General features: G+C 54.3%; 19 protein-coding genes. 5 read left to right on the plus strand and 14 right to left on the minus strand.

Annotated features, from left to right (window positions below):
* Window positions 1–21: 21 nt before the first annotated feature.
* Complete coding sequence (locus AC4IC4_RS12115; RefSeq protein ID WP_491471204.1) at window positions 22–1,509, minus strand: MFS transporter; 1,488 nt, start codon at window positions 1,507–1,509, stop codon at window positions 22–24.
* A 116-nt stretch (window positions 1,510–1,625) separates the two neighbouring features.
* On the opposite strand from AC4IC4_RS12115, the gene AC4IC4_RS12120 reads away from it, so the two are divergent.
* Window positions 1,626–2,219 carry a TetR family transcriptional regulator gene (locus AC4IC4_RS12120; RefSeq protein ID WP_032647404.1) on the plus strand — a complete coding sequence of 198 codons (594 nt, stop codon included), beginning with the start codon at window positions 1,626–1,628 and terminating at the stop codon, window positions 2,217–2,219.
* A 57-nt stretch (window positions 2,220–2,276) separates the two neighbouring features.
* On the opposite strand, the gene AC4IC4_RS12125 is transcribed toward AC4IC4_RS12120, so the two are convergent.
* From AC4IC4_RS12125 to AC4IC4_RS12180, 12 genes are all read right to left on the minus strand, one after another.
* Complete coding sequence (locus AC4IC4_RS12125; RefSeq protein ID WP_491471205.1) at window positions 2,277–3,716, minus strand: anion permease; 1,440 nt, start codon at window positions 3,714–3,716, stop codon at window positions 2,277–2,279.
* A 96-nt stretch (window positions 3,717–3,812) separates the two neighbouring features.
* A complete protein-coding gene (locus tag AC4IC4_RS12130; protein ID WP_491471206.1) occupies window positions 3,813–6,407 on the minus strand; it encodes a bifunctional aconitate hydratase 2/2-methylisocitrate dehydratase in 2,595 nt (864 codons plus the stop codon).
* Between the two features lie 17 nt (window positions 6,408–6,424).
* Window positions 6,425–6,973, minus strand: coding sequence for an RBBP9/YdeN family alpha/beta hydrolase (locus AC4IC4_RS12135; RefSeq protein ID WP_491471207.1), 549 nt, complete (start codon window positions 6,971–6,973; stop codon window positions 6,425–6,427).
* Window positions 6,974–7,000: 27 nt separating this feature from the next.
* A complete protein-coding gene (gene citG / locus AC4IC4_RS12140; protein ID WP_491471208.1) occupies window positions 7,001–7,876 on the minus strand; it encodes a triphosphoribosyl-dephospho-CoA synthase CitG in 876 nt (291 codons plus the stop codon).
* Window positions 7,851–8,390 carry a citrate lyase holo-[acyl-carrier protein] synthase gene (gene citX / locus AC4IC4_RS12145; RefSeq protein WP_491471209.1) on the minus strand — a complete coding sequence of 180 codons (540 nt, stop codon included), beginning with the start codon at window positions 8,388–8,390 and terminating at the stop codon, window positions 7,851–7,853. Before citX ends, citG begins: the two co-directional genes overlap by 26 nt.
* Window positions 8,391–8,395: 5 nt before the next feature.
* Window positions 8,396–9,916 carry a citrate lyase subunit alpha gene (gene citF / locus AC4IC4_RS12150; protein WP_491471210.1) on the minus strand — a complete coding sequence of 507 codons (1,521 nt, stop codon included), beginning with the start codon at window positions 9,914–9,916 and terminating at the stop codon, window positions 8,396–8,398.
* A gap of 28 nt (window positions 9,917–9,944) precedes the next feature.
* Window positions 9,945–10,820, minus strand: coding sequence for a citrate (pro-3S)-lyase subunit beta (citE, locus tag AC4IC4_RS12155; RefSeq protein ID WP_237423100.1), 876 nt, complete (start codon window positions 10,818–10,820; stop codon window positions 9,945–9,947).
* Window positions 10,820–11,110, minus strand: a complete 291-nt coding sequence (gene citD, locus AC4IC4_RS12160; RefSeq protein ID WP_491471211.1) for a citrate lyase acyl carrier protein — start codon at window positions 11,108–11,110, stop codon at window positions 10,820–10,822. The genes citE and citD overlap by 1 nt, the downstream gene beginning before the upstream one ends.
* Before the next feature lie 24 nt (window positions 11,111–11,134).
* On the minus strand, window positions 11,135–12,202 hold the full coding sequence (gene citC / locus AC4IC4_RS12165; RefSeq protein WP_491471212.1) for a [citrate (pro-3S)-lyase] ligase: 1,068 nt from the start codon (window positions 12,200–12,202) through the stop codon (window positions 11,135–11,137).
* Window positions 12,203–12,220: 18 nt separating this feature from the next.
* Window positions 12,221–13,084: a fumarylacetoacetate hydrolase family protein gene (locus AC4IC4_RS12170; RefSeq protein WP_237423098.1), complete on the minus strand. Its 864-nt coding sequence runs from the start codon at window positions 13,082–13,084 to the stop codon at window positions 12,221–12,223.
* Between the two features lie 70 nt (window positions 13,085–13,154).
* Window positions 13,155–14,399, minus strand: a complete 1,245-nt coding sequence (locus tag AC4IC4_RS12175; RefSeq protein ID WP_032647424.1) for an MFS transporter — start codon at window positions 14,397–14,399, stop codon at window positions 13,155–13,157.
* Window positions 14,400–14,472: 73 nt separating this feature from the next.
* Window positions 14,473–15,561: a 4-oxalomesaconate tautomerase gene (locus AC4IC4_RS12180; protein WP_491471213.1), complete on the minus strand. Its 1,089-nt coding sequence runs from the start codon at window positions 15,559–15,561 to the stop codon at window positions 14,473–14,475.
* A gap of 154 nt (window positions 15,562–15,715) precedes the next feature.
* Between AC4IC4_RS12180 and AC4IC4_RS12185 the strand changes: the two genes are divergently transcribed.
* The 3 genes from AC4IC4_RS12185 to AC4IC4_RS12195 all read left to right on the plus strand — a co-directional run bounded on the left by AC4IC4_RS12185 (window position 15,716) and on the right by AC4IC4_RS12195 (window position 18,472).
* Window positions 15,716–16,642, plus strand: a complete 927-nt coding sequence (locus tag AC4IC4_RS12185; RefSeq protein WP_237423095.1) for a LysR family transcriptional regulator — start codon at window positions 15,716–15,718, stop codon at window positions 16,640–16,642.
* A 101-nt stretch (window positions 16,643–16,743) separates the two neighbouring features.
* Window positions 16,744–17,457: an isochorismatase family protein gene (locus AC4IC4_RS12190; RefSeq protein ID WP_237423290.1), complete on the plus strand. Its 714-nt coding sequence runs from the start codon at window positions 16,744–16,746 to the stop codon at window positions 17,455–17,457.
* A 61-nt stretch (window positions 17,458–17,518) separates the two neighbouring features.
* A complete protein-coding gene (locus tag AC4IC4_RS12195; protein ID WP_237423094.1) occupies window positions 17,519–18,472 on the plus strand; it encodes a GlxA family transcriptional regulator in 954 nt (317 codons plus the stop codon).
* A 9-nt stretch (window positions 18,473–18,481) separates the two neighbouring features.
* On the opposite strand, the gene nhoA is transcribed toward AC4IC4_RS12195, so the two are convergent.
* A complete protein-coding gene (gene nhoA / locus AC4IC4_RS12200; RefSeq protein ID WP_491471214.1) occupies window positions 18,482–19,318 on the minus strand; it encodes an N-hydroxyarylamine O-acetyltransferase in 837 nt (278 codons plus the stop codon).
* A 108-nt stretch (window positions 19,319–19,426) separates the two neighbouring features.
* On the opposite strand from nhoA, the gene AC4IC4_RS12205 reads away from it, so the two are divergent.
* Window positions 19,427–19,999: a flavin reductase family protein gene (locus AC4IC4_RS12205; protein WP_248237736.1), complete on the plus strand. Its 573-nt coding sequence runs from the start codon at window positions 19,427–19,429 to the stop codon at window positions 19,997–19,999.
* Window positions 20,000–20,027 lie beyond the last annotated feature (28 nt).

Raw genomic sequence — 20,027 nt, forward strand, 5'->3', positions numbered from 1 at the left:
GCGCCAACCGCGCGCCCTGTATTACTGCGGCTTGACCTTCGCCAGGCTGAACCAGATCCCCACGGCCAGCAACAGCAGCATTCCGCCCGCGCTGCCCAGCGCCACGCTGTGCGAGGTGATAAATGCGCTTTTCGCCGCCTCAATCACCGACTCCGCCAGCGTCGGGGTCAGATCCTGCGCCACCTTCATCGCCTCACCAATGGATGACGAGGCTTTATCGACGAGCGAGGCATTCAGCCCTTGCGGCAGGTCAATCGACGCCGAGAAGCTGCGGGTCAACAGCAGACCAAAAATGGCGATCCCCAGTCCGGCCCCCAGTTCGTAGGACATGGTTTCAATTGCCCCTGCGGCGGCGGCTTTCTCTTTCGGCGCGGCCGCCATAATTGCCGAGGTCGAGGCCAGCAGCGCGCTGGCGGCACTGAAGCCGAGCAGCACCATCAGTCCCCACGCCTGCCACTGCTGTGTGCTGAAGTCGAGCATCGACAGGCCGATAAAGCTGACGGCGCTGAGCCCCATGCCGCCGGCCGCGACGATGCGTAGCCCTAATCGCCCAACCAGCACGCCTGCGATCGGCCCGCTGAACCCGCTGGCGACCATCACCGGCAGCATGAACATGCCCGCTTCAAACGGCGTAAAGCCATGAACAAACTGCAGCTCCTGGGCCATCAGCAGCTCAAACCCGACCAGGGCAATCATGGCGGTCATCGCCATCACCACGCCGCTCAAAATGATGCGATGGCAGAACAGACGCATGTCGATCATTGGTACGCGAGCGCGGAGCTGAATACGCACGAAGATAAACAGCAGTACCGAGCCGGTAATCAGCGCGGACGCGACTATCCACGGTGACAGCGCGCCTTTCAGGGCTGTTTTCGCACTGTAGACCAGCAGTAAAATCGCCACAATCAGCATAATGGCATGGCTAATATTCAGCGGCTGCTCCGGGCGGCCGTGCTGAGGAGGCACAAAACGCGCAGCCAGCGAAACCACCACCAGCACAATCGGCACGTTAATTAAAAACACCGATCCCCAGTAAAAATGCTCAAGCAGCATACCGCCAATCAACGGGCCAAACGCCGCCCCACCGGAACCGACCGCCGCCCAGACGCCGAGCGCAATATTACGATCCCGCGCGTCGATAAACAGCGTACGGATCCCAGCCAGCGTAGCCGGAATAATCATCGCCGCACCAATTGCCAGCGAGGCGCGCGCCGCAATCAGCCACCCTGCTGACGGGGCAAACGCTGCCGCCAGCGATGACAGGCCAAACAGCGTACTGCCGATCATCAACAGCCGTTTAAAACCGATACGGTCACCCAGGGCGCCCATCGGCAACACCATACCCGCCATCACCAGCGAGTAAATATCGATGATCCACAGCAATTCATTGCCGCTGGCACCCAGCGTCATGCTCAATGTCGGCGCCGCCACGTGCAGCACCGTCGCGTCGATCGCCACCGGGATATACACCAGCACGATAATCATTAACGCTAACCACTGACGAAACATAAATTTCCTTTTCTTTTAAAACATGGACACATGTCCAGGATGCGATCCTACGCAAAGTTGAACACATGTCCAGCTTTTTGTTACACTCGTTTCGTTCCCATTGAGAGTGAGTAAACATGCGATATCTGAGCAAGGATGAACGGCGGGAAGCCATCTTACAGGCAGCCATGCGCGTGGCGCTGGCAGAAGGACTGGCGGCAATGACGGTACGCCGCGTTGCGGCTGAAGCCGGAGTCGCCACCGGACAGGTGCATCATCACTTTACGTCCGGCGGGGAGCTAAAATCGCTGGCCTTCGTACGGTTGATTCGCGAGCTGTTGGATGCAGATGTCGCGGGTAAACAGGCCGGTTGGCGGGAGCAGCTTCATGCCATGCTCGGCAGCGATGACGGGAGGTTTGAGCCCTATATTCGCCTGTGGCGTGAAGCGCAGATCCTTGCCAGCCGTGATGCCGACATCAAGGGCGCCTATGTGATGACCATGGAGATGTGGCATCAGGAAACGGTGGCGCTAATCAAAGCAGGAACGAAGGCCGGGGCATTGCGTCCGGGCGATCGGGCAGAAAATATTGCCTGGCGCTTGATTGGTCTGGTGTGTGGTCTTGACGGGATGTATATCTTAAACATGCCCGAAATGGACGAGGCCGCGTTTAACAGGCATCTTGATACATTAATTACGCTCGAGTTGTTTACTACCCCGTCCGAGCCGTGATGTTGCCGGGTGGCGGCGACGCCTTACCCGGCCTGCGTTTCACCATCTCCTCATCCGTTAAGACTGCAGCATGCCGTGCTGCATCAGGAAGCCCCACCAGGGAATGCCGAGGAACATGTGGAGTAAAAACGTGCACAACGCCACGAGCGTACCGATAGTCCACCATGACTTGATGTCGTTGTACCCGGCAGCAAAGATAATCGGTCCCGCTGCGCCGCCATAATGCGTGATGCAACCCCCATAGGAGTTGGAAAACAGAATGGCGAGAGCAAGCAGAACGGGTGCCGTTCCGGTAACCAGCCCCACGGTGGCAAAGACCGGCACCATCGCCGCGACGTACGCCCCACCTGAGGCAAAGAAATAACGAACCAGCACGCTGAGAAACACGATAATAACGATGGTCATATTCCCCGCGCTGAGAAAATTGAGGTGCGCTGACAGGAAATCAGCCAGCCAGCGGAAAAATCCCTCCTTGCTCAGCGTGGCGCTCAGACCGATGATACCCCCGTACCACATCAGGGTATTCCAGCCGCCTTTGTTTTTCTGTACGTCGCTCCAGCCGATAATATTAAACAGCAGCGCCGCGCCCATTGCGATAATGGCGACGGCGGATTCATTGAGCCCAAGCTGACGAGAAAAGATCCAGCCCAATAAGGCAGCGATAAAAATAACGACCAGGCCCTTCTCTTTGAGGCTCATTGCCCCGAGACTTTGCAAGCCGTTGGTAGCAATAGCGACATTATCAATTTTTTTAATTTCCGGGGAGGCAACGCGATAGCAAATATAGGGAATGATACACAGCATCAATAACCCCAACGGTGCTCCCGCCAGCATCCAGCCTATCCAGCTAATATGAACATGGAAGATATCGGAAATTAGCTGCAGCGCTAACGCGTTTCCGGCAAAGCCCGTTAAAAACATATAGCTGGTCGTTTTAGTCACCATATAGACATTGACCATTAAATAACGGCCAGCCTTGCACGGCGTCTCTTTTGGCGTTGAGCCTAATACCGTCGCGATGCTGTTAATAATAGGGAAAACCACGCCACCTGCCCGCGCGGTATTTGAGGGTGTCGCCGGTGCCAGCACCAAATCCAGCAAGGCGGTCACATACCCCAGCCTCAGCGTCGTGCTGCCAAACTTGAGGATAAACCAGTAGGCAAGGCGTTTCCCCAGACCGGTAGTAACAAACGCCGCGCTAAGCGTAAAGGCGCTAAACACCAGCCAGGTTGTGCCTGAGGCGTATCCGCTCAGGACATCCATTGATTTGACAGGAGAATCCGGGAATTTTGTTACGGTAAAACAGGTTAATGCCACCGCGACCAGCATAATGACGGGTTCGGGATACGGTTTAATGACCAGCCCAACGATAGCAGACAGATATATGCCTGCCAGTATCCACGCCTCTTTGGTTAATCCATCAGGCGGAGGAATAAATATTGATAGTAATATTATTACGGCAAGTAAGATTGTTTTTAAAACATTGGATTTAAGCATATCTCACCCATGAGAAAAGGGTCCCTGAATAGCAGAGGCCGCACCAGAAAGAGGCCTCCACCGATTAAATACATTTGCCAAATGAATAACTAAAAATCACACACTAACAATATCGATATTATCACTCTCTTTGAATTGATATTCGGGCAGGGTATCAAAACTGAGATAGCGATAGATATTTTCATGCGCATCGTGAAGTTTATCCGTATAGCTAAAATAGTCTTCCACGGTTGGCATTTTACCCAGTATGGCAGCGACGGTGCTTAATTCAGCTGAGGCAAGGAACACTTTCGCATTTGTTCCCAGACGATGCGGGAAATTTCGAGTGGACGTCGATACTACGTTGCTCCCCTCACGCACCCTCGCCTGGTTCCCCATACACAGAGAACAGCCCGCAGGCTCGATTCTCGCCCCCGATTTAATAAACTGATTAAAATAGCCTTCTCGGGAGAGCTGTTGGGCATCCATTTTTGTCGGCGGTGCGAGCCACAAACGCGCCTGGTTTTCGCTGGCACCGGCCATGATTTTCCCCGCAGCGCGGAAATGACCGATGTTTGTCATGCAGGAGCCAATGAAGACCTCTTCAATAGGGGTGCCGGCAACCGCCGAAAGTAATCGGGCATCGTCCGGATCGTCCGGGGCACAGACCACCGGCTCGGTGATTTCATTGAGATCGATCTCAATGACTGCCGCATATTCCGCGTCAGGATCGGCGCAGAGCAGTGACGGGTTAGCCAGCCACGCCTCAATTTCAGCAATGCGGCGCTCAAGCGTGGCGGCATTCTCATACCCTTGCTTAACCATCCAGCGCAGCAAGGCCGCATTGGAACGCAGATATTGCGCGACATTCTCTTCCGCCAGTCGCATAACGCACGCGGCAGCGGAGCGTTCGGCGGAGGCGTCAGCCAGTTCAAACGCCTGCTCTGCGCTTAATGTTTCCAGGCCTTCAATCTCGAGGATCCGGCCCGAGAAAACGTTACGCTTATTCTTTTTCTCGACCGTCAACAGCCCCTGCTTTCTGGCGTAGAGCGGAATGGCATGCACCAGGTCGCGCAGGGTGATCCCTTTCTGCATCTCGCCCTTGAAGCGCACCAGCACCGACTCAGGCATATCCAGCGGCATGATGCCGGTGGCCGCTGCGAACGCAACCAGCCCGGAACCGCCCGGGAAGGAGATCCCCAGCGGGAAGCGGGTATGGGAGTCGGCACCCGTGCCTACCGTATCCGGCAGCAGCATGCGGTTAAGCCACGAGTGGATAATGCCGTCACCCGGCTTGAGCGCCACCCCATTCCGGCGGGTGATAAACTGCGGCAGGGTTTCATGCAGTTGCACATCTACCGGCTTAGGGTAGGCAGAGGTGTGGCAGAAAGACTGCATCACCAGGTCGGCTGAAAACGTGAGGCAGGCCAGGTCGGTCAGCTCGTCGCGCGTCATCCCGCCGGTGGTGTCCTGCGATCCCACGGTCGCGATCTTCGGCTCGCAATACTGCCCGGGGCGGATCCCCGCCACGCCGCAGGCTTTACCCACCATTTTCTGTGCCAGCGTAAAACCGGTTTCGGATGGCGCAGGCAAAGCGGGCGTGCGGAATACCGCGGAAGGCCCAAGCTTCAGCGATTCCCGCGCTTTCGCGGTCAGGCTGCGTCCGATAATCAACGGGATCCGCCCGCCGGCGCGTACTTCGTCCAGCAGCACTTCGGTTTTAAGGGTAAAGGTCGTCACCAGCCGCTGGCTTTCTGTCTCACGAATTTCGCCCTTGTACGGGTAAAGATCGATCAGCATCCCGGTCGTCAGCGCGGAGACATCCATCTCTATTGGCAGCGCACCGGAATCTTCCAGGGTGTTGAAGAAAATGGGCGCGATTTTGCCGCCAAACACAAACCCGCCGTTACGTTTATTCGGCACGTACGGAATATCGTTCCCGATGTGCCAAAGGATGGAGTTGGTGGCGGATTTACGTGAGGATCCTGTCCCCACGACGTCACCGACGTACACCAGCGGCCAGCCCGACGCTTTGAGTTCTGCCAGCTGGTGCAAAGGGCCACGTACGCCGGGTTCATCAGGTGCTACCCCTTCCCTGACGTTACTGAGCATGGAGAGTGCGTGCAGCGGAATATCAGGACGTGACCACGCCTCCGGTGCCGGAGACAAATCGTCGGTATTGGTCTCACCGGGAACCTTAAACACCTTCAGAGTAATTTTTTCAGGCATGGCCGGGCGGCGCGTGAACCACTCGGCATTTGCCCAGGAGTGAAGCACCTCTTTTGCCCGGACGTTGCCGCTCTTCGCTTTGGCTTCCACCTGGCTGAATTTTTCAAAGATCAGGATGGTAGAAGAGAGTTGCTCAGCGGCCAGCGGTGCCAGGTTCGGATGGTCAAGGAGCTCAATCAGCGGCTGGACGTTATAGCCCCCCTGCATGGACCCCAGCAGCGTCGTAGCCGCTTCAGGAGAAAGCCCGTTAATCCGGTATTCCTGCAATGCCACCTTGAATAAAAAATCGGCTTTTAGCTTTGCTGCAGGATCGACGCCCGGCGGGACGCTGTGGGTTAATAAATCGATTAATAGCGGATGATGCGCGGGCGCATCATTTATTAAACGATAAATAAGTGCATCGGTTTGTTCCGCTGTTAACGGTTTCGCCGGAATACCCGATTCAGCGCGCGCTTTCTGGTGCTGATAATAATCATCTAACATAGGTTCTCCTGTTAAAGCTAAAGTTGTTCACAAAATTCTGTTAATCGTTCGAGTCCGTAAGGCCATTCGCCAAAACCGGACTCAGAATTAATATGTCCGGCCTCACCGATATCGATGAGATGGCCGCGCCAGCACGTTGCCCAGTAGTGAGCGCGAGCAAAAGGCATCAGAGGATCGTTTCGGCTGGCAAATATCATGCAGGGGACGGGTAATGGCGTTGGCTGAATGGCCTCTTCGAGGCCGAAAAAAGCGGGTTCAGCCGGTGCGACCATCACCACCCCAGCGACGTTTACCCGCCGCGTTTGCAGCAGCCGACATGACGCCAGCGCGCCAAAGCTGTGGCCGACGAGGATGGCGGGCAGCGGACACATTGCCAGCTCGCGGGTAATGGCGGAGACCCAGTTTTCGATATCGGGCTCAAACCAGTTTTTCTGCTGGATCCGTTTCCAGAAGGGAAAACGCCGCCCCCAGCAGCTTTGCCAGTGATGTTCATCGCTGTCTCTGAGACCCGGGACCAGAACAAGGGTATAACCCTGACTGAGCTGCTGCAGGCGTTGTTCAATCATGACGTTTTCCTGTTACGCTATTCGCGATTAGTCGGGTGGAAATTGTGACAATAACCAACCAACGGAAATAAGATCGGCGCAACCGCCGGGGCTTAAATTGCGTTTGATAAATTCCGCGTCCATTCTGAGCAGCGCGATAACTAATTTGTCCGCCGTGAGACGTTTTATTTTTAATAACCGCCTTGAATAACGTCTGGCATAATTCAGCCCTTCAATTCCGCCTCGGGAAACCAGATTGGTATCCGGATTCGCCGCCATCAAACCCAGCAGCATTCTCAAGAGCGCCACGTCTTCGGATTCATCCTGACGTAACGCGGTGCGCAGGTGCGGGAGACCCGCCTGGCGGACGGTGATAAAACCGCTGGCCGCTTCCCCTCTCGCCCCGGTAAACCCGTACGTCTGGAACTGCTGCTCCCCCTTCGTTCTGGCGATACCGGTCGTTTTCAGCTCCTGTTCAACGATGCCGGTACAGATAATGCGGGTCTCGCGGCATAAGCTGCGCTGCGTAAGCGTTTCATCCCTTTGCGTCAGACGTCCCGCCGCGGCACACAGCAGCCCAAGAGAGAAGATCCCGCCTTTATGGGTATTCACCCCGCCAGTGGCGTCAAACATCGCCTGCTCGCAGGCCAGACCGGTCGGTCTTATGGCCCGCAGCGTTTGCGGGCCAGTAAGATGAGCCGTCTCTCTGCCAACGTTAAAGAACGTCGAGAACCAGGGCGCAATCGCCGCGATACTCGTTATGAAAAGCGCAAAATCCATGTCGCGATGCGCCCCGCTGTTTACACGATCCACCAGACCCGGCTTCGGGGTTAAGCGAATTTCCCGATACATGGCCTCGGCAGCCAGCTCAGCGAAGGTGCGCTGAACGTCTGGCGCATTACATCTGGCAAGCGAAGTAGTCATCGGTTAACGCCTCGATTACGCGCGTGAGTTCGGCCTGCGAATGACGGCGGGCACGAGAGCAGACATGAGCGGGTTCATGACAGATAAAGCATCGGCGCATCGGCTGCTGGATGGCGTTTCTTTTCAACAGTCCCGTCTTCGGACAAAACACGTCGATGTCCCACAGGCGTCCCAGAGGATGGTTATCTTCCAGATGCGCCGTGACGTGTTTTATCATCCACGCGGGTGCCGACACCGACCAGAGCGCTTCTGGCCCCGTGACCGGCTGCAGGATCTGATGCCGACAGACCGTCCACTGATGCGTGCGGAATACCTCGCCGAGAGCCTGATTCGCGACGGCCATCACCCGTCTGGTCAGGTCGGTATCCTTCACCTCCCCCGGCCAGACCAGCGTGACGGATACAACCGTATGTTCGGACTGAAACAGCCACGCCTGCTGGCGACGGGCTCGCTGTTCTCTGGCGCTCAACACCTGTTCCAGAATGACTTTCACATTCGAGGCTTTATCCGTCATGAGGATTACTCCTTCACCTGGCGAACCACGTCTATCACGCTCCCGTCGCGGTAACGCACCACGCCGACGATCCGGTCAGTGAACTCGACAGGCTTGGGTTCACCCGAGATGAGCAGCGCCTTTTGATACAGGGTGTCGATGTCTACGACGGACAGCCCGGCGTTAATCAGGCGTTCGCGAATTTCCGGGCGCGCCGGGTTCACGGCAATACCGTGATCGGTAACCAAAACGTCAATACTTTCGCCCGGCGTTACCAGAGTCGTGACCTGTCTGACGACGGTAGGAATGCGGCTGCGGATCAGCGGGGCAACCACGATGGTGAGATTGGCCGCCGCGGCGACGTCGCAGTGTCCGCCCGACGCACCGCGCATCACGCCGTCGGAGCCGGTCAGGACATTGACGTTGAACTGGGTGTCCACCTCCAGCGCGCTGAGGATGACCACGTCCACCCTGTCGCAGCAGGCAGCTTTTGCAGCCGGGTTTGCATAGACGTTGGTGGAGATTTCCACGTGTTCGGGATTGACCGCCATAGAGGCTGCCGCCGCGCCGTCAAAGCTTTGCGTATCGAGGATCTTCTCGATTAACCCTTTCTGATGCAGATCGACAATGCTGCCGGTGATCCCGCCGAGCGCGAAGCGGGCAACGATATTGTGTTTGCGCATCCGGGTTTCCATAAACCGTGTACAGGCGGTTGACGCCGCCCCTGAACCGGTCTGAATCGAAAAGCCGTTGCGGAAATAGCCGGAGTGTTCGATAACGTCGGCAGCAGAGCGGGCAATCATCAGCTCGCGCGGATTACTGGTGACCCTGGCGGCACCTACGCTGATTTTTGCCGGGTCACCGACGCTCTCAATCTGCACCACATAGTCAACCTGATCCTGAATAATACTGGCCGGCAGGTTGGGGAACGGCTTCAGGGTTTCGGTAAGCAAAACCACCTTTCTGGCATATTTTGCGTCGACCATCGCATAGCCGAGAGAGCCGCACTGCGATGTGCCGCCGTTGCCGCTGGCATTGCCATATTCGTCGCTGCACGAGACAGCCAGAAAAGCGACATCAATGGCGATTTCGCCCTTCTGAATCAAATTTACCCGCCCGCCGTGGGAGTGGATTTGTACCGGCTCGTCCATCAGCCCGTGTGAAATCGCATCTGCCAGTTCGCCGCGCATCCCGGAGGTGTAGATTTTGCCGATCACGCCATTACGGATGTGATCTATAAGCGGCGTATTGCAGGACATTAATGAGCTGGACGCGAGCGTGATGCCTTTCAGGCCGCGCTGAGCCAGTTTGTCCATTACATAATTGATGACCTTATCCCCTTCGCGGAAGGCGTGATGGAAAGACACGGTCATGCCGTCATGCAGATCGCAGCGGGCCAGCACCTCGTCCACGCTGGCAAACAGTTTGCGCTGTGACTTTTGCTGGCTGTCAGCAAGATAAGGCGTCGTCGCGTTAGCGCCGCTGAAGGCGACGTATTCACGGCGAGAGCCAGGAATGTGATGCAGGGTTTCAGTTAGGTTTTTCATTGTTCATCCTGTCGCTTGCAATAGGGGATTACTGACGAATGCCGGAGGCATTTTTGCGTTCGATCACCACGCGGGCATGGTTGATGATTGGTGCATCGATCATTTTGCCGTTCAGCGAAATCACCCCCAGTCCGTTGCGTTCCCCCTCCTCTGCGGCGGCAATCACGCGCTCGGCGTAGTCCACTTCTTCCTGTGTTGGTGCGTAGGCGTTATGAAGAATTTCAATTTGGCGCGGATTAATCAGCGATTTTCCGTTGAAGCCCATCCGGCGGATGAGATCCACTTCTTTCAGGAAACCGGCCTCATCATTCACATCGGCGTATACCACGTCGAAGGCGTCAATACCGGCCCCGCGCGCGGCATGTAATACGGCGCACCGGGCATAGAAGAGCTCTGTCCCGTCGCCCCGCTCGGTTTGCATATCCATCACGTAGTCAAAGGCGGCCAGCGCAATACCCATTAAGCGGTCGGAGGATTTCGCAATGGCGACAGCGTTAATCACGCCCACGGCAGATTCTATCGCCGCCATTAATTTGGTTGAGCCAACGGGACGTCCACAGGTTTCTTCGATGCGGACGATTTCACGTTCGAGCTGATGTATATCTTCCGGGGAGTCGGTTTTGGGTAAACGAATGACATCGACACCCGCCCTGACGGCGGCTTCGAGATCTTTTAATCCAAAAGGCGTATTCAAAGGATTAATTCTGACAACGGTTTCAATATCGTTGTACATAGGATGTTGCAGGGCATGAAATACCAGAAGACGGGCGCTGTCTTTTTCTTTTAACGCGACGGCATCTTCCAGATCAAACATAATGGAGTCGGGTTTATAGATAAATGCCGTCGAAAGCATGGCGGCACTTGAACCGGGAATAAATAACATACTGCGGCGTAACTTTTTCATTATAACGTTTCCCATGTAATGTCTTCCCGGGCCATTCCTCTGAGCAGAGCAGCCTGCACGCGGGCGCGGATCACGCAATCCAGCGCGCCTTTATCTTCAACGACGATCAGCCCCTGCTCGATGTTGAACGAAGCCAGGGTTTCATTGACAACCTCTGCAATACGTTCGCCAAATTGCTTATACACTTCGCTCTGGATGACCACATCCAGCCCGCTCTCGACGGGACTCACCTTCACCATCAGGTCGCTGGACTCCAGCGTCCCCGCCATTGCGGCTTGCACAATTTTCATATCAATTTTCCTGTGATCATGCGGTTAAACCGCTGCCGACATCGGTTCGGATAAACAAGGCTGATGCTGTACCTCTTTATTCAGAAACGCGCGCGTGGTGGCCGGCACCATACGGCTGGCGGCAGAGATTTTGTTTTCATTCAATAAACGACGAACGGCTGAAGCCGAGACAGGCACGTTATTGCCATCCGTTTTTCTTTCTATTTCGTGCACACTGATACGGGCCGCCGTACTCGTTTCATCTTCCAGCCAGCGATGCATCGCCCGGTTATACTCCGCGGTTAACGGGCAAAACGGTTCGGTACCGACAAAACGATGGTTAATATTCAGCGCGGGGGCGATGTAATTTCTGAAAAGCATGAGATCAATGGCAGCGTAGGCTTTATCAATAACCTGCTTATCCTTCAGGAAATAGCCCGGGAATGTGCCGCGGGAAATAATATACGCAGACCCCGGATGAATCGTGACATTAGGGAGATGCTGCGATCCGTTCCTGACCATCGCAAACCGTTCTTTAAACGAAAAAGCGGAGACATCTTCCTGAACAACGAAAACATGCATCCAGTCGCACTGGCGTGCCGCATGCTCGATCAGATATTGATGGCCCAGGGTGAATGGATTGGCGTTCATCACGATCGCGCCATTGTTTTTCCCCGGCACGAAATGATGGCGACGCAGCTGGCTGCAGTAACGATGAATACCGACCGGCGTATTCTCCATTAATGCCGCACAATTCTCGACTGTCACCAGCGGGTAAAATCCGCATCCGCGAAACGACTTTACGTTATCCGGGCAGGTAAAAAGAAAGAGCTGATGTTCGCCGTTTTGTGCCGCCAGAAGCTCGGCCTCATGAATTAACGTCAGGCTTAACGACGTGCCCCGCCACACGGCATCCACGGCAATGCACTTTAGCGTGTTACCCGCAATACCGGTGCAGGCAACAAGCTGACGCCGATCGCGCGCAACGATAAATTGCTCGATATCGTTATCAATGCCTAAACCGTTGCGGGCCAGAAAACAGGCAACCTCCTCTCTGGCCTTCGCGTTACCGGCGTTAATCACCTCAAATTCTGGCGCTGTGGCGGTGTACATCGTCTCTCTCCTGAGCGTTTAGACGGTCAATTCTTGCTGCTGGGGTTGCGCTTCCACGATGGTGTTCATCAGGCGGCCAATGTTTTCGATTTCGACTTCGACGCGATCGCCATCGCGCATAAACAGAGGCGGATTACGTTTTTTCCCGACGCCACCAGGCGAGCCGGTGATAATGACGTCCCCGGCGCTGAGGGAGGTGAACGTGCTGATATAGGCGATGAGATCCGCGACTTTGTGGATCATGCTGCCGGTAGAATCATTCTGAACCAGCATGCCGTTCAGCCAGGTGTGGATGGTCAACGCGTGAGGATCGGGGATCTCATCCGCCGTGGTCATATAGGGGCCGAAGGCGCCGGTCTGCTTCCAGTTTTTACCGGCGGTGAACCAGGCGTGCTGCCAGTCGCGGACGGAGCCGTCCATATAGCAGCTGTAGCCCGCGACATGGCCGAGCGCTTCTTTAGCGTCAATGCCGCTGCCAGACTTGCCGATGATGACAGCCAGCTCACCTTCGTAATCGAATTCACTTGAGAGAACCGGTTTCATGACTGGGCGCGCGTGGCCCGTTTGCGAGTCTGGAAAACGAATAAAGAGCGTCGGCGCATTATTCGTCTCAGCAAACTCTTTTCGTTTTTCAGCGTAATTCATTCCCACGCAGAAAATTTTTCCAGGCTCTTCTATAACGGGCAGAAAGGTAATGTCTTCAGGCATAATATCCACAGGGTAATCGTGATATTGTCTGGCAACCTCGACCGCATCCCATTGAAGGAGATCTTTCAATGTCGCATATTGATGGCCGATTTTATTACCCAAATCGATAATGCCGTGTTGCGTATAAATCCCGTAGCTTTTGCGGCCCTGATGAATATAACTTGCTAATTTCATAATGATACCTGATTGATATTCGTACTCATTCTGTGTTCACACCCAGGGCGTGAACACATTGTCATGCTATTTATTCTGCTGACTGCGCTGGAACCAGTACCTGCTTATTACCGGATGCCAGATACGTAGCCACGACTACGCCAACGCCAAGTAATGCCAGAATAAATCCGGTCATTCCCTGCCAGCCCATTGAATGGAAGACAAAACCGTTGATAAAACCAATCACCGAACCGCCCATGTAGTAGAAGAATAAATAGAGCGCGACGGCCTGGCCTCTTGCGTGCGTGGCATTTTTACTGACCCAGCTTAAACCGATAGAATGGCAGCCGAAGAAACAGCCGGTAAAAATCACAGCACCAACAATAAAGGTGACGACATTCGACGTCAGCGTCAGCAGCATCCCTAAGGCCATCACCAGGAACAGCACACGCAAGACTTTCATTGCGCCATATTTCGCCGATAAGCGACCAGCCTGTGGCGCCGTAAAGAAACTCAGTGCGAAGCTAAAGGAAAGCAGACCCGCGTTTGCCGGTGAAATATGGAACGGCTCGCCTTTCAGGAAGAAGGCCAGATAGTTATACAGTGATGTAAATGCGCCGAAAATAATGAAGCTGATGACAAACGCCAGCGCCAGATTTTTGTTTTTGAAATGCGATGCCGCCCCTTTCACCATACGCATAACGTTAAGGTTCTGCGTAGGCGTAAAGTTTTTCGATTCCGGCAGCAGGAACTTCACCAGAATGGCAACTGCAATCAGACTGACCGCAAACCCGTAGAAGATCACATTGATTGAAACGTGGTCGATCAGCTGGCTAGCCACAATACGCCCGGACATGCCGCCCATTGAGTTACCGAAAACAAAGTATCCCGTCACGATGCCTGCCGCCACCGGTGCGACCTCTTCGCTGATATAGGCCGTTGCTGCCGCAGCGATGCCGCTCAGTGCCAGACCAATCACCGCACGCAGCGCCACCAGCATTGCCCAGGATTGAACCAGCGGGCAGAGCAGCGTCAGAATGCCGCCCAACAGGAGAGAGACAATAATTAACCGCTTCCTGCCATAGTGATCGGATAATGTTCCGGTAAACAGCAGTCCAATTGCCAGCAATGCCGTTTCTGCGGATAAGATAATACTCACCTGGCTGACCGGGACATTATATTCCACAGCAAGCATCGGCAGCAGTGGTTGGATAAAAAACAACGAAGCCAGTTCCGCAAGCCCGGATAAAGCCAGGGCCAGAATCACGCGAATATTTGCGCTTGCTTTTGCCGGATCGGGTGCTTTCAGGGTATTGTTAGCATGCGTTAACGCCATAATAACCTCAGTATTATAGTTAAGGTACAGAATGTATTATTTAAGATGGTTAATTTTTTATTTGAGACTTTACTCAATCAACTTCAGAGAGCATTTTTTCAGGTACACAAACAACACCTTCAAATAACTTTCGTGAAGTTCGAATAACCGCTGCACGGGTGTTTTCGATATTGTCATCCTCTCTTAGCAATGACACCGATATTTTTCCACTTGGGTGTTCAATATCGATAATGTTGGTAAAACGTTCCTTTGGACGATCGGCAACAATTTTCGCGGCGACGGAGCCTTCAATAAGCGTCGCGGTCGAAATACCAATCGAGCCGGTAATCGCCAGTGATTTATGGCAGGTATGCGGCATGAAATAACGCACCTGAAGCGTTCCGCCGTTACGCGCCCGGCTAAGAAGAACCGGTTTAGGGATCACTTTGGTGGATACATCCCCTAAGCCCATCGCCGCGCCAGCCTGACGGCGCAGATTCTCCAGCCTTTCCTTAAACCCCCTATCGCCATCTAATTCTGCAGGTGACTCCCCGCCTGTTTTGCCCAGCGCCGACGCGTCAATCAAAACCATCGGCATCGCCATATCAATACAGGTGACTTCAATACCGTCGAACACGTTTGTCACGCTACCGGTCGGCAGCAGTTTTCCCGTTTTGGAACCCGCAGAATTCAGGAAGGTTAAGCCTATCGGTGCCGCTGTACCCGGGACACCGTCGATTTGAGTTTCGCCTTCATAAACGACGCGATACTCAGGCGTTTGTACTTCGGCATCGACCAGCGTTCCGGTGTTCAGATTGCGGATACGCACCGTCGTCACCGGGCTTTGCGCCTTGACCAGCCCCTTTTCAATGGCAAAGGGGCCCACGGCACAGAGCATATTGCCGCAGTTCGGCGTGGTATCAACGCGACGTTCGTTCACCATCACTTGTGCGAACAAATAATCCACATCCGCGTCCGGACTGTCGGACGGATTGACGATCGCCACCTTACTGGTTTGCGGACTTCCCCCGCCAATACCGTCAATTTCGAGTTCATGCCCAGCGCCCATCAGGCTGAGTAAAACTGCATCACGCGCTTCGGTTTCCGCTGGCAGGTCGCTGGCCAGAATGACCGGGCCTTTTGAGGTACCGCCACGCATTAATACGCAAGGGATCTTTAACATGTCTTTTTCTCATTTCGCGTTTATCAGGAACGCAATTAGGTTTTCACACTCCTGTTGATAACTCTAATGTCGAAAAAAGCAGGATTAATACGCTTTGCGTATTAATAGCCCTTACGTTATCGTGGATTTAGGAAAACAATAATCAGGTGCGGATATGCAGCATGAATTACAGGGAATACAAGCGTTTGTAAAAATTGCAGAAATCGGATGTTTTACAAAAGCGTCTCAATTTCTTCACATTTCACAACCAGCTTTAACACGCAGAATTCAGAAGCTGGAAGAGAGCCTGGGGACAACACTGTTTGAACGTTCCACGCGCAGCGTTAAGCTCACAACGGTGGGACGGGAATTTTTACCTAAGGCAAAGAATTTAATCGATTTTTATGAAAGCTCGATCCTGAGTATTAAAGAGATGGCGACGCATCAGGCAGGGGTTATTACCGTTTCCTGTATTCCGACTGCCGCGTTCTATTTTCTGCCTTCCGTGATACGAGATTATAACAATGACTACCCAAACATCCGTATTCGCATACTTGAGCACAGCGCCAGCGATTGTCTCGAAGCGGTGTTAAATGGCGACGCAGATTTCGGCATAAATATGATAAACATCACACATCCCAATATCGATTTTGCGCCGCTGGTGAACGAACCCTTTGTCCTGGCATGCCGACGGGATAATCCGCTGGCAAAAAAACCGCTGGTCACCTGGGACGATCTGGCTGGCATGAAGCTGATCGGCGTCAGGCGCTCCAGCGGAAACCGTTCGCTTATCGATCAGGCTTTCGAAAAGATGGACTGGAAACCGAACTGGTTTTACGAGGTGCGTCATCTGTCAACGTCGCTGGGGATGGTAGAGGCGGGTCTCGGGGTGTCAGTTGTGCCGAGTCTGGCGATGCCAACCGATGAACATCATGTCCTTGTCAGCCGCCCGCTGATAGAACCCGTTATCCGGCGAACGCTGGGGCTGGTACAACGCAGGGAAACCCCTCTCAGCCCGGCGGCGGAAAAATTCAGAGAGCTGCTTGTTCAACTTTGGTCTGGTGAAAACAACAGCCCGTGGATCGGCAAGTTTACGCAGTAATATGGCCCAAAAGTACCGTTATTGGTTCTCCAGGTGACTCCTGCCGTTGACGACTGTGCGGAATAATGGCTCCCGAACACAACACAGAGGGAGTGAATGTGATGAAACGTTTTTTTCGTACGGCAGTGATGATCGGCATGATGAGCGCATTTTCCACTTATGCTACCGCACAGGAGACAACCAGCATGAATACCAAAACCATTCGCGCAATGACCGGCGCAAAAGCTACCCCATCCTTATCGGCGTCTGAAACTGCGTTAATCGTGGTGGATATTCAAAACGAATATTACGCATCAAAAGATTTTCGCGGTCAGATGGTGATCCCGGAAGGTGAAAAAGTACTGAAAAACAGTCAAAAACTGGTCAGCTATGCCCATCAAAAAGGGATGCCGGTCTACTTCGTTCGTCATATGGGGCCGAAAGACAGCCCGCTCTTTGCCGAAGGATCTGTCTATGCGCAGTTCCATAAAGATCTGCAGCCTTCTGCGCAAGACGCCATTATCACCAAAGCGACCCCGAGCTCTTTTGTTGGCACCGATCTGGATGCGCAATTAAAGAAAAAAGGGATTAAAAAGGTGATTGTGATTGGCCTGATGACGCACATGTGCATCTCGTCGACCGCGCGTGACGCTGTACCGCTGGGTTACAGCGTGATTATTCCTGAAGATGCAACGGCAACGCGCGATCTGGATGATGGCCAGGGCGGCGTGGTGGATCACAAGACGCTGCAGCGGGCGGCATTAGCCGGTGTGGCCGATGTATTCGCTGAGGTAATGACCACCCAAGACGTTATGGCACTGCCGGTCACAAAATAAGACCGGACTTGATCCCTGTCGCCAGCCAGACTTCTATACTGGCTGGCACATGGAGGCTTTTATGACGTTGAAAATTGGTATTGTGGTATTTGATGGCATCATCCCTTTTCACCTTTCAGTACCGTATGCCGTGTTTGAGAAAGCGCTCACGCCACAAGGTGAGCCCCTTTGTCAGTTGGTCGTTTGTGCCACAACACCCGGCGTACTGAAAACCAATGCCGGCTTTTCGATTGTCGTTGAACGCGGGCTGGATGCGTTGGCCGGAATGGATATGGTGATTGTCCCAAGCTGGGATGTTCCCGAGCGAGCCCCGGATCCCAACCTCCTGCTGGCGCTGCAAAAGGCCCATGCTGCGGGGGCACGCATTGTGGGTTTGTGCATGGGCGCATTTGTGGTTGCCGCCGCCGGGTTGCTGGAACATCGTCCTGCGACAACGCACTGGCGATGGGCAGCTGATTTTCAGCGCCTCTATCCCTCCGTGCAAATGGACAAAGACGTGCTTTATATTGATGATGGTGACGTTGTCACTTCAGCGGGAACGGCGGCGAGTATTGACTGCTGCCTGCATCTGGTGCGTCAGGCATGGGGTGCCGAAGTGGCAAACGGCGTGGCGCGAATGTTGGTTGTCCCGCCCCACCGCCAGGGCGGGCAGCGGCAGTATGTCGAGCTACCGGTTCAGAATACGCGTCGCGGGGATTATTTCACCGATGCACTGGCCTGGGCGACGGAGAATCTCCAGCTCGCACTCACGCTGGACTGTGTGGCAGAGAAAGCCTGCATGAGCCGACGCAGTTTTACCCGGCGGTTTCAGCAAACCACGGGGGAAAGTTTTTCGCGCTGGCTACTCAACCAGCGCATTATTGTCGCACAGCGCTATCTCGAAAAAACCGACCAGCCGGTGGATGACATTGCCGAGCGCGTCGGTTTTCCCTCAACGACCTCTTTACGTCGCCACTTTCACAACCAGCTCAATACCTCACCTTCCCGCTATCGACGCGAGTTTCGCGGCCGATAGCGAAGTGAGTTATTTCCCCTGCGTTTCAAAACCTGCCATCACGGACCGGAGCTCAGCCAGTGAAAATCCGTGTTTTGCATCGTCAACGCCCAGTGCAAAGCGTTCCTGCATCAGCTGGTAAAGCGCCTCAGCATCCGGCAAGTGGATCTGCTCCTCCACATGACCGTTCTGCCAGTGGGTAAAGTTGAAGTTGGTCAGCGTCAGCTTGCCGCCGTCCGGCAGATGGCGGCACATCAGCAGATGATGGCGGAAGTGCGACTGCGGCCAGTGCGCCGACCAGAAATTCCCCATCACGTAATCACTGAAATACTGTGTCGTCAGGTCAAAATGGTACATCGACTGCCAGTGCTCGTGGTGACGGAACTGCAGCACCCAGTCGTTACCCTCGCTCAGCAGACGATACAGGCCGTGCGGCGTCTCTTGTTCTTCACTGGCGAGCAGACGAATTGGCGCCGTCAGCGTCTGGCCGCCAAACCCCACGTCCGCAATCCAGCGCTCGCCGTTAAGCTCAACCAGCAGCAGGCGGTGCGTGCGCGGCGGCATTTGCGGTGGATTCGCTAATATCACGCGTCCCAGTACGCTGCGCACCGTAAAGCCAACTTCGCGCAATACGCGTTCGAACAGGCCGTTTTGCTCAAAGCAATAGCCTCCGCGGCGCGCGGAGACCAGTTTATCGACCAGATTCTGATCCTCAAGATGGATCTCTCGCGGCAGAACGACATCAATATTTTCAAAAGGGATCGCACAGTTGTGATGTAAATGCAGCGCGCGCAGAGTATCGATATCAACTGCGGTCGGTTGCGTCCAGCCGATGCGGGCGAAATAGGCGGTCAGGAATGGGGACATTAATCAGTTTCCTTTGATTGTGATGTTCTGTTTATAAACTAATTTTACGCACTCACTTTGATTTACGTGCTTTTTCGTCATACTCATCGTTACAGATGAGGAGATCCTATGAGCCACTTTCGCCCTGTTGAATTACGTCATGCCAGCCGTCTGCTGAACCACGGCCCTACTGTGCTTATCACCAGTCGGGATGAAAGCCTCGACAGACGCAACGTGATGGCCGCCGCATGGTCAATGCCCGTTGAGTTTGAGCCGCCGCGCATCGCAATCGTGGTGGACAAAAGTACCTGGTCGCGCGAGCTGATTGAACGCAGTGGGAAATTTGGTATCGTCATCCCCGGCGTCGCGGCGGCCAACTGGACTTACGCGGTCGGCAGCGTCAGCGGGCGCGATGAAGACAAATTCAACTGCTACGGGATCCCGGTCGTGAACGGTCCTGAACTTGGCCTGCCGGTGATTGAAGAAAAATGTCTGGCGTGGATGGAGTGTCGGTTATTACCCGTCACCTCCGCGGCAGAAAAATACGATACGCTGTTTGGAGAAGTGGTTTCAGCGGCAGCAGACGAACGCGCGTTTGTCGCCGGACGCTGGCAGTTTGACGAGGATAAGCTGAATACCCTGCATCATCTTGGAGCCGGGACATTTGTGGCGAGTGGGAAGATGGTGAAGGCGCTGGATTGAGAAAACCCTTCCCAGCCCTCTCCCTCAA

The sequence above is a fragment of the Enterobacter sp. Taxon_2 genome (assembly GCF_058355295.1).

Excerpts from the sequence above, each read along its gene's own strand:
- citF (WP_491471210.1), bottom strand. The coding sequence starts at position 9,916 with ATGAAAAACCTAACTGAAACCCTGCATCACATTCCTGGCTCTCGCCGT.
- nhoA (WP_491471214.1), bottom strand. The coding sequence starts at position 19,318 with ATGTCCCCATTCCTGACCGCCTATTTCGCCCGCATCGGCTGGACGCAA.
- AC4IC4_RS12135 (WP_491471207.1), bottom strand. The coding sequence starts at position 6,973 with ATGATTGAACAACGCCTGCAGCAGCTCAGTCAGGGTTATACCCTTGTT.
- citX (WP_491471209.1), bottom strand. The coding sequence starts at position 8,390 with ATGACGGATAAAGCCTCGAATGTGAAAGTCATTCTGGAACAGGTGTTG.
- AC4IC4_RS12120 (WP_032647404.1), top strand. The coding sequence starts at position 1,626 with ATGCGATATCTGAGCAAGGATGAACGGCGGGAAGCCATCTTACAGGCA.
- citG (WP_491471208.1), bottom strand. The coding sequence starts at position 7,876 with ATGACTACTTCGCTTGCCAGATGTAATGCGCCAGACGTTCAGCGCACC.
- AC4IC4_RS12175 (WP_032647424.1), bottom strand. The coding sequence starts at position 14,399 with ATGGCGTTAACGCATGCTAACAATACCCTGAAAGCACCCGATCCGGCA.
- AC4IC4_RS12180 (WP_491471213.1), bottom strand. The coding sequence starts at position 15,561 with ATGTTAAAGATCCCTTGCGTATTAATGCGTGGCGGTACCTCAAAAGGC.
- AC4IC4_RS12185 (WP_237423095.1), top strand. The coding sequence starts at position 15,716 with ATGCAGCATGAATTACAGGGAATACAAGCGTTTGTAAAAATTGCAGAA.
- citC (WP_491471212.1), bottom strand. The coding sequence starts at position 12,202 with ATGTACACCGCCACAGCGCCAGAATTTGAGGTGATTAACGCCGGTAAC.
- citE (WP_237423100.1), bottom strand. The coding sequence starts at position 10,820 with ATGAAAAAGTTACGCCGCAGTATGTTATTTATTCCCGGTTCAAGTGCC.
- AC4IC4_RS12205 (WP_248237736.1), top strand. The coding sequence starts at position 19,427 with ATGAGCCACTTTCGCCCTGTTGAATTACGTCATGCCAGCCGTCTGCTG.
- AC4IC4_RS12115 (WP_491471204.1), bottom strand. The coding sequence starts at position 1,509 with ATGTTTCGTCAGTGGTTAGCGTTAATGATTATCGTGCTGGTGTATATC.
- AC4IC4_RS12190 (WP_237423290.1), top strand. The coding sequence starts at position 16,744 with ATGAAACGTTTTTTTCGTACGGCAGTGATGATCGGCATGATGAGCGCA.
- AC4IC4_RS12125 (WP_491471205.1), bottom strand. The coding sequence starts at position 3,716 with ATGCTTAAATCCAATGTTTTAAAAACAATCTTACTTGCCGTAATAATA.
- AC4IC4_RS12130 (WP_491471206.1), bottom strand. The coding sequence starts at position 6,407 with ATGTTAGATGATTATTATCAGCACCAGAAAGCGCGCGCTGAATCGGGT.
- AC4IC4_RS12195 (WP_237423094.1), top strand. The coding sequence starts at position 17,519 with ATGACGTTGAAAATTGGTATTGTGGTATTTGATGGCATCATCCCTTTT.
- AC4IC4_RS12170 (WP_237423098.1), bottom strand. The coding sequence starts at position 13,084 with ATGAAATTAGCAAGTTATATTCATCAGGGCCGCAAAAGCTACGGGATT.
- citD (WP_491471211.1), bottom strand. The coding sequence starts at position 11,110 with ATGAAAATTGTGCAAGCCGCAATGGCGGGGACGCTGGAGTCCAGCGAC.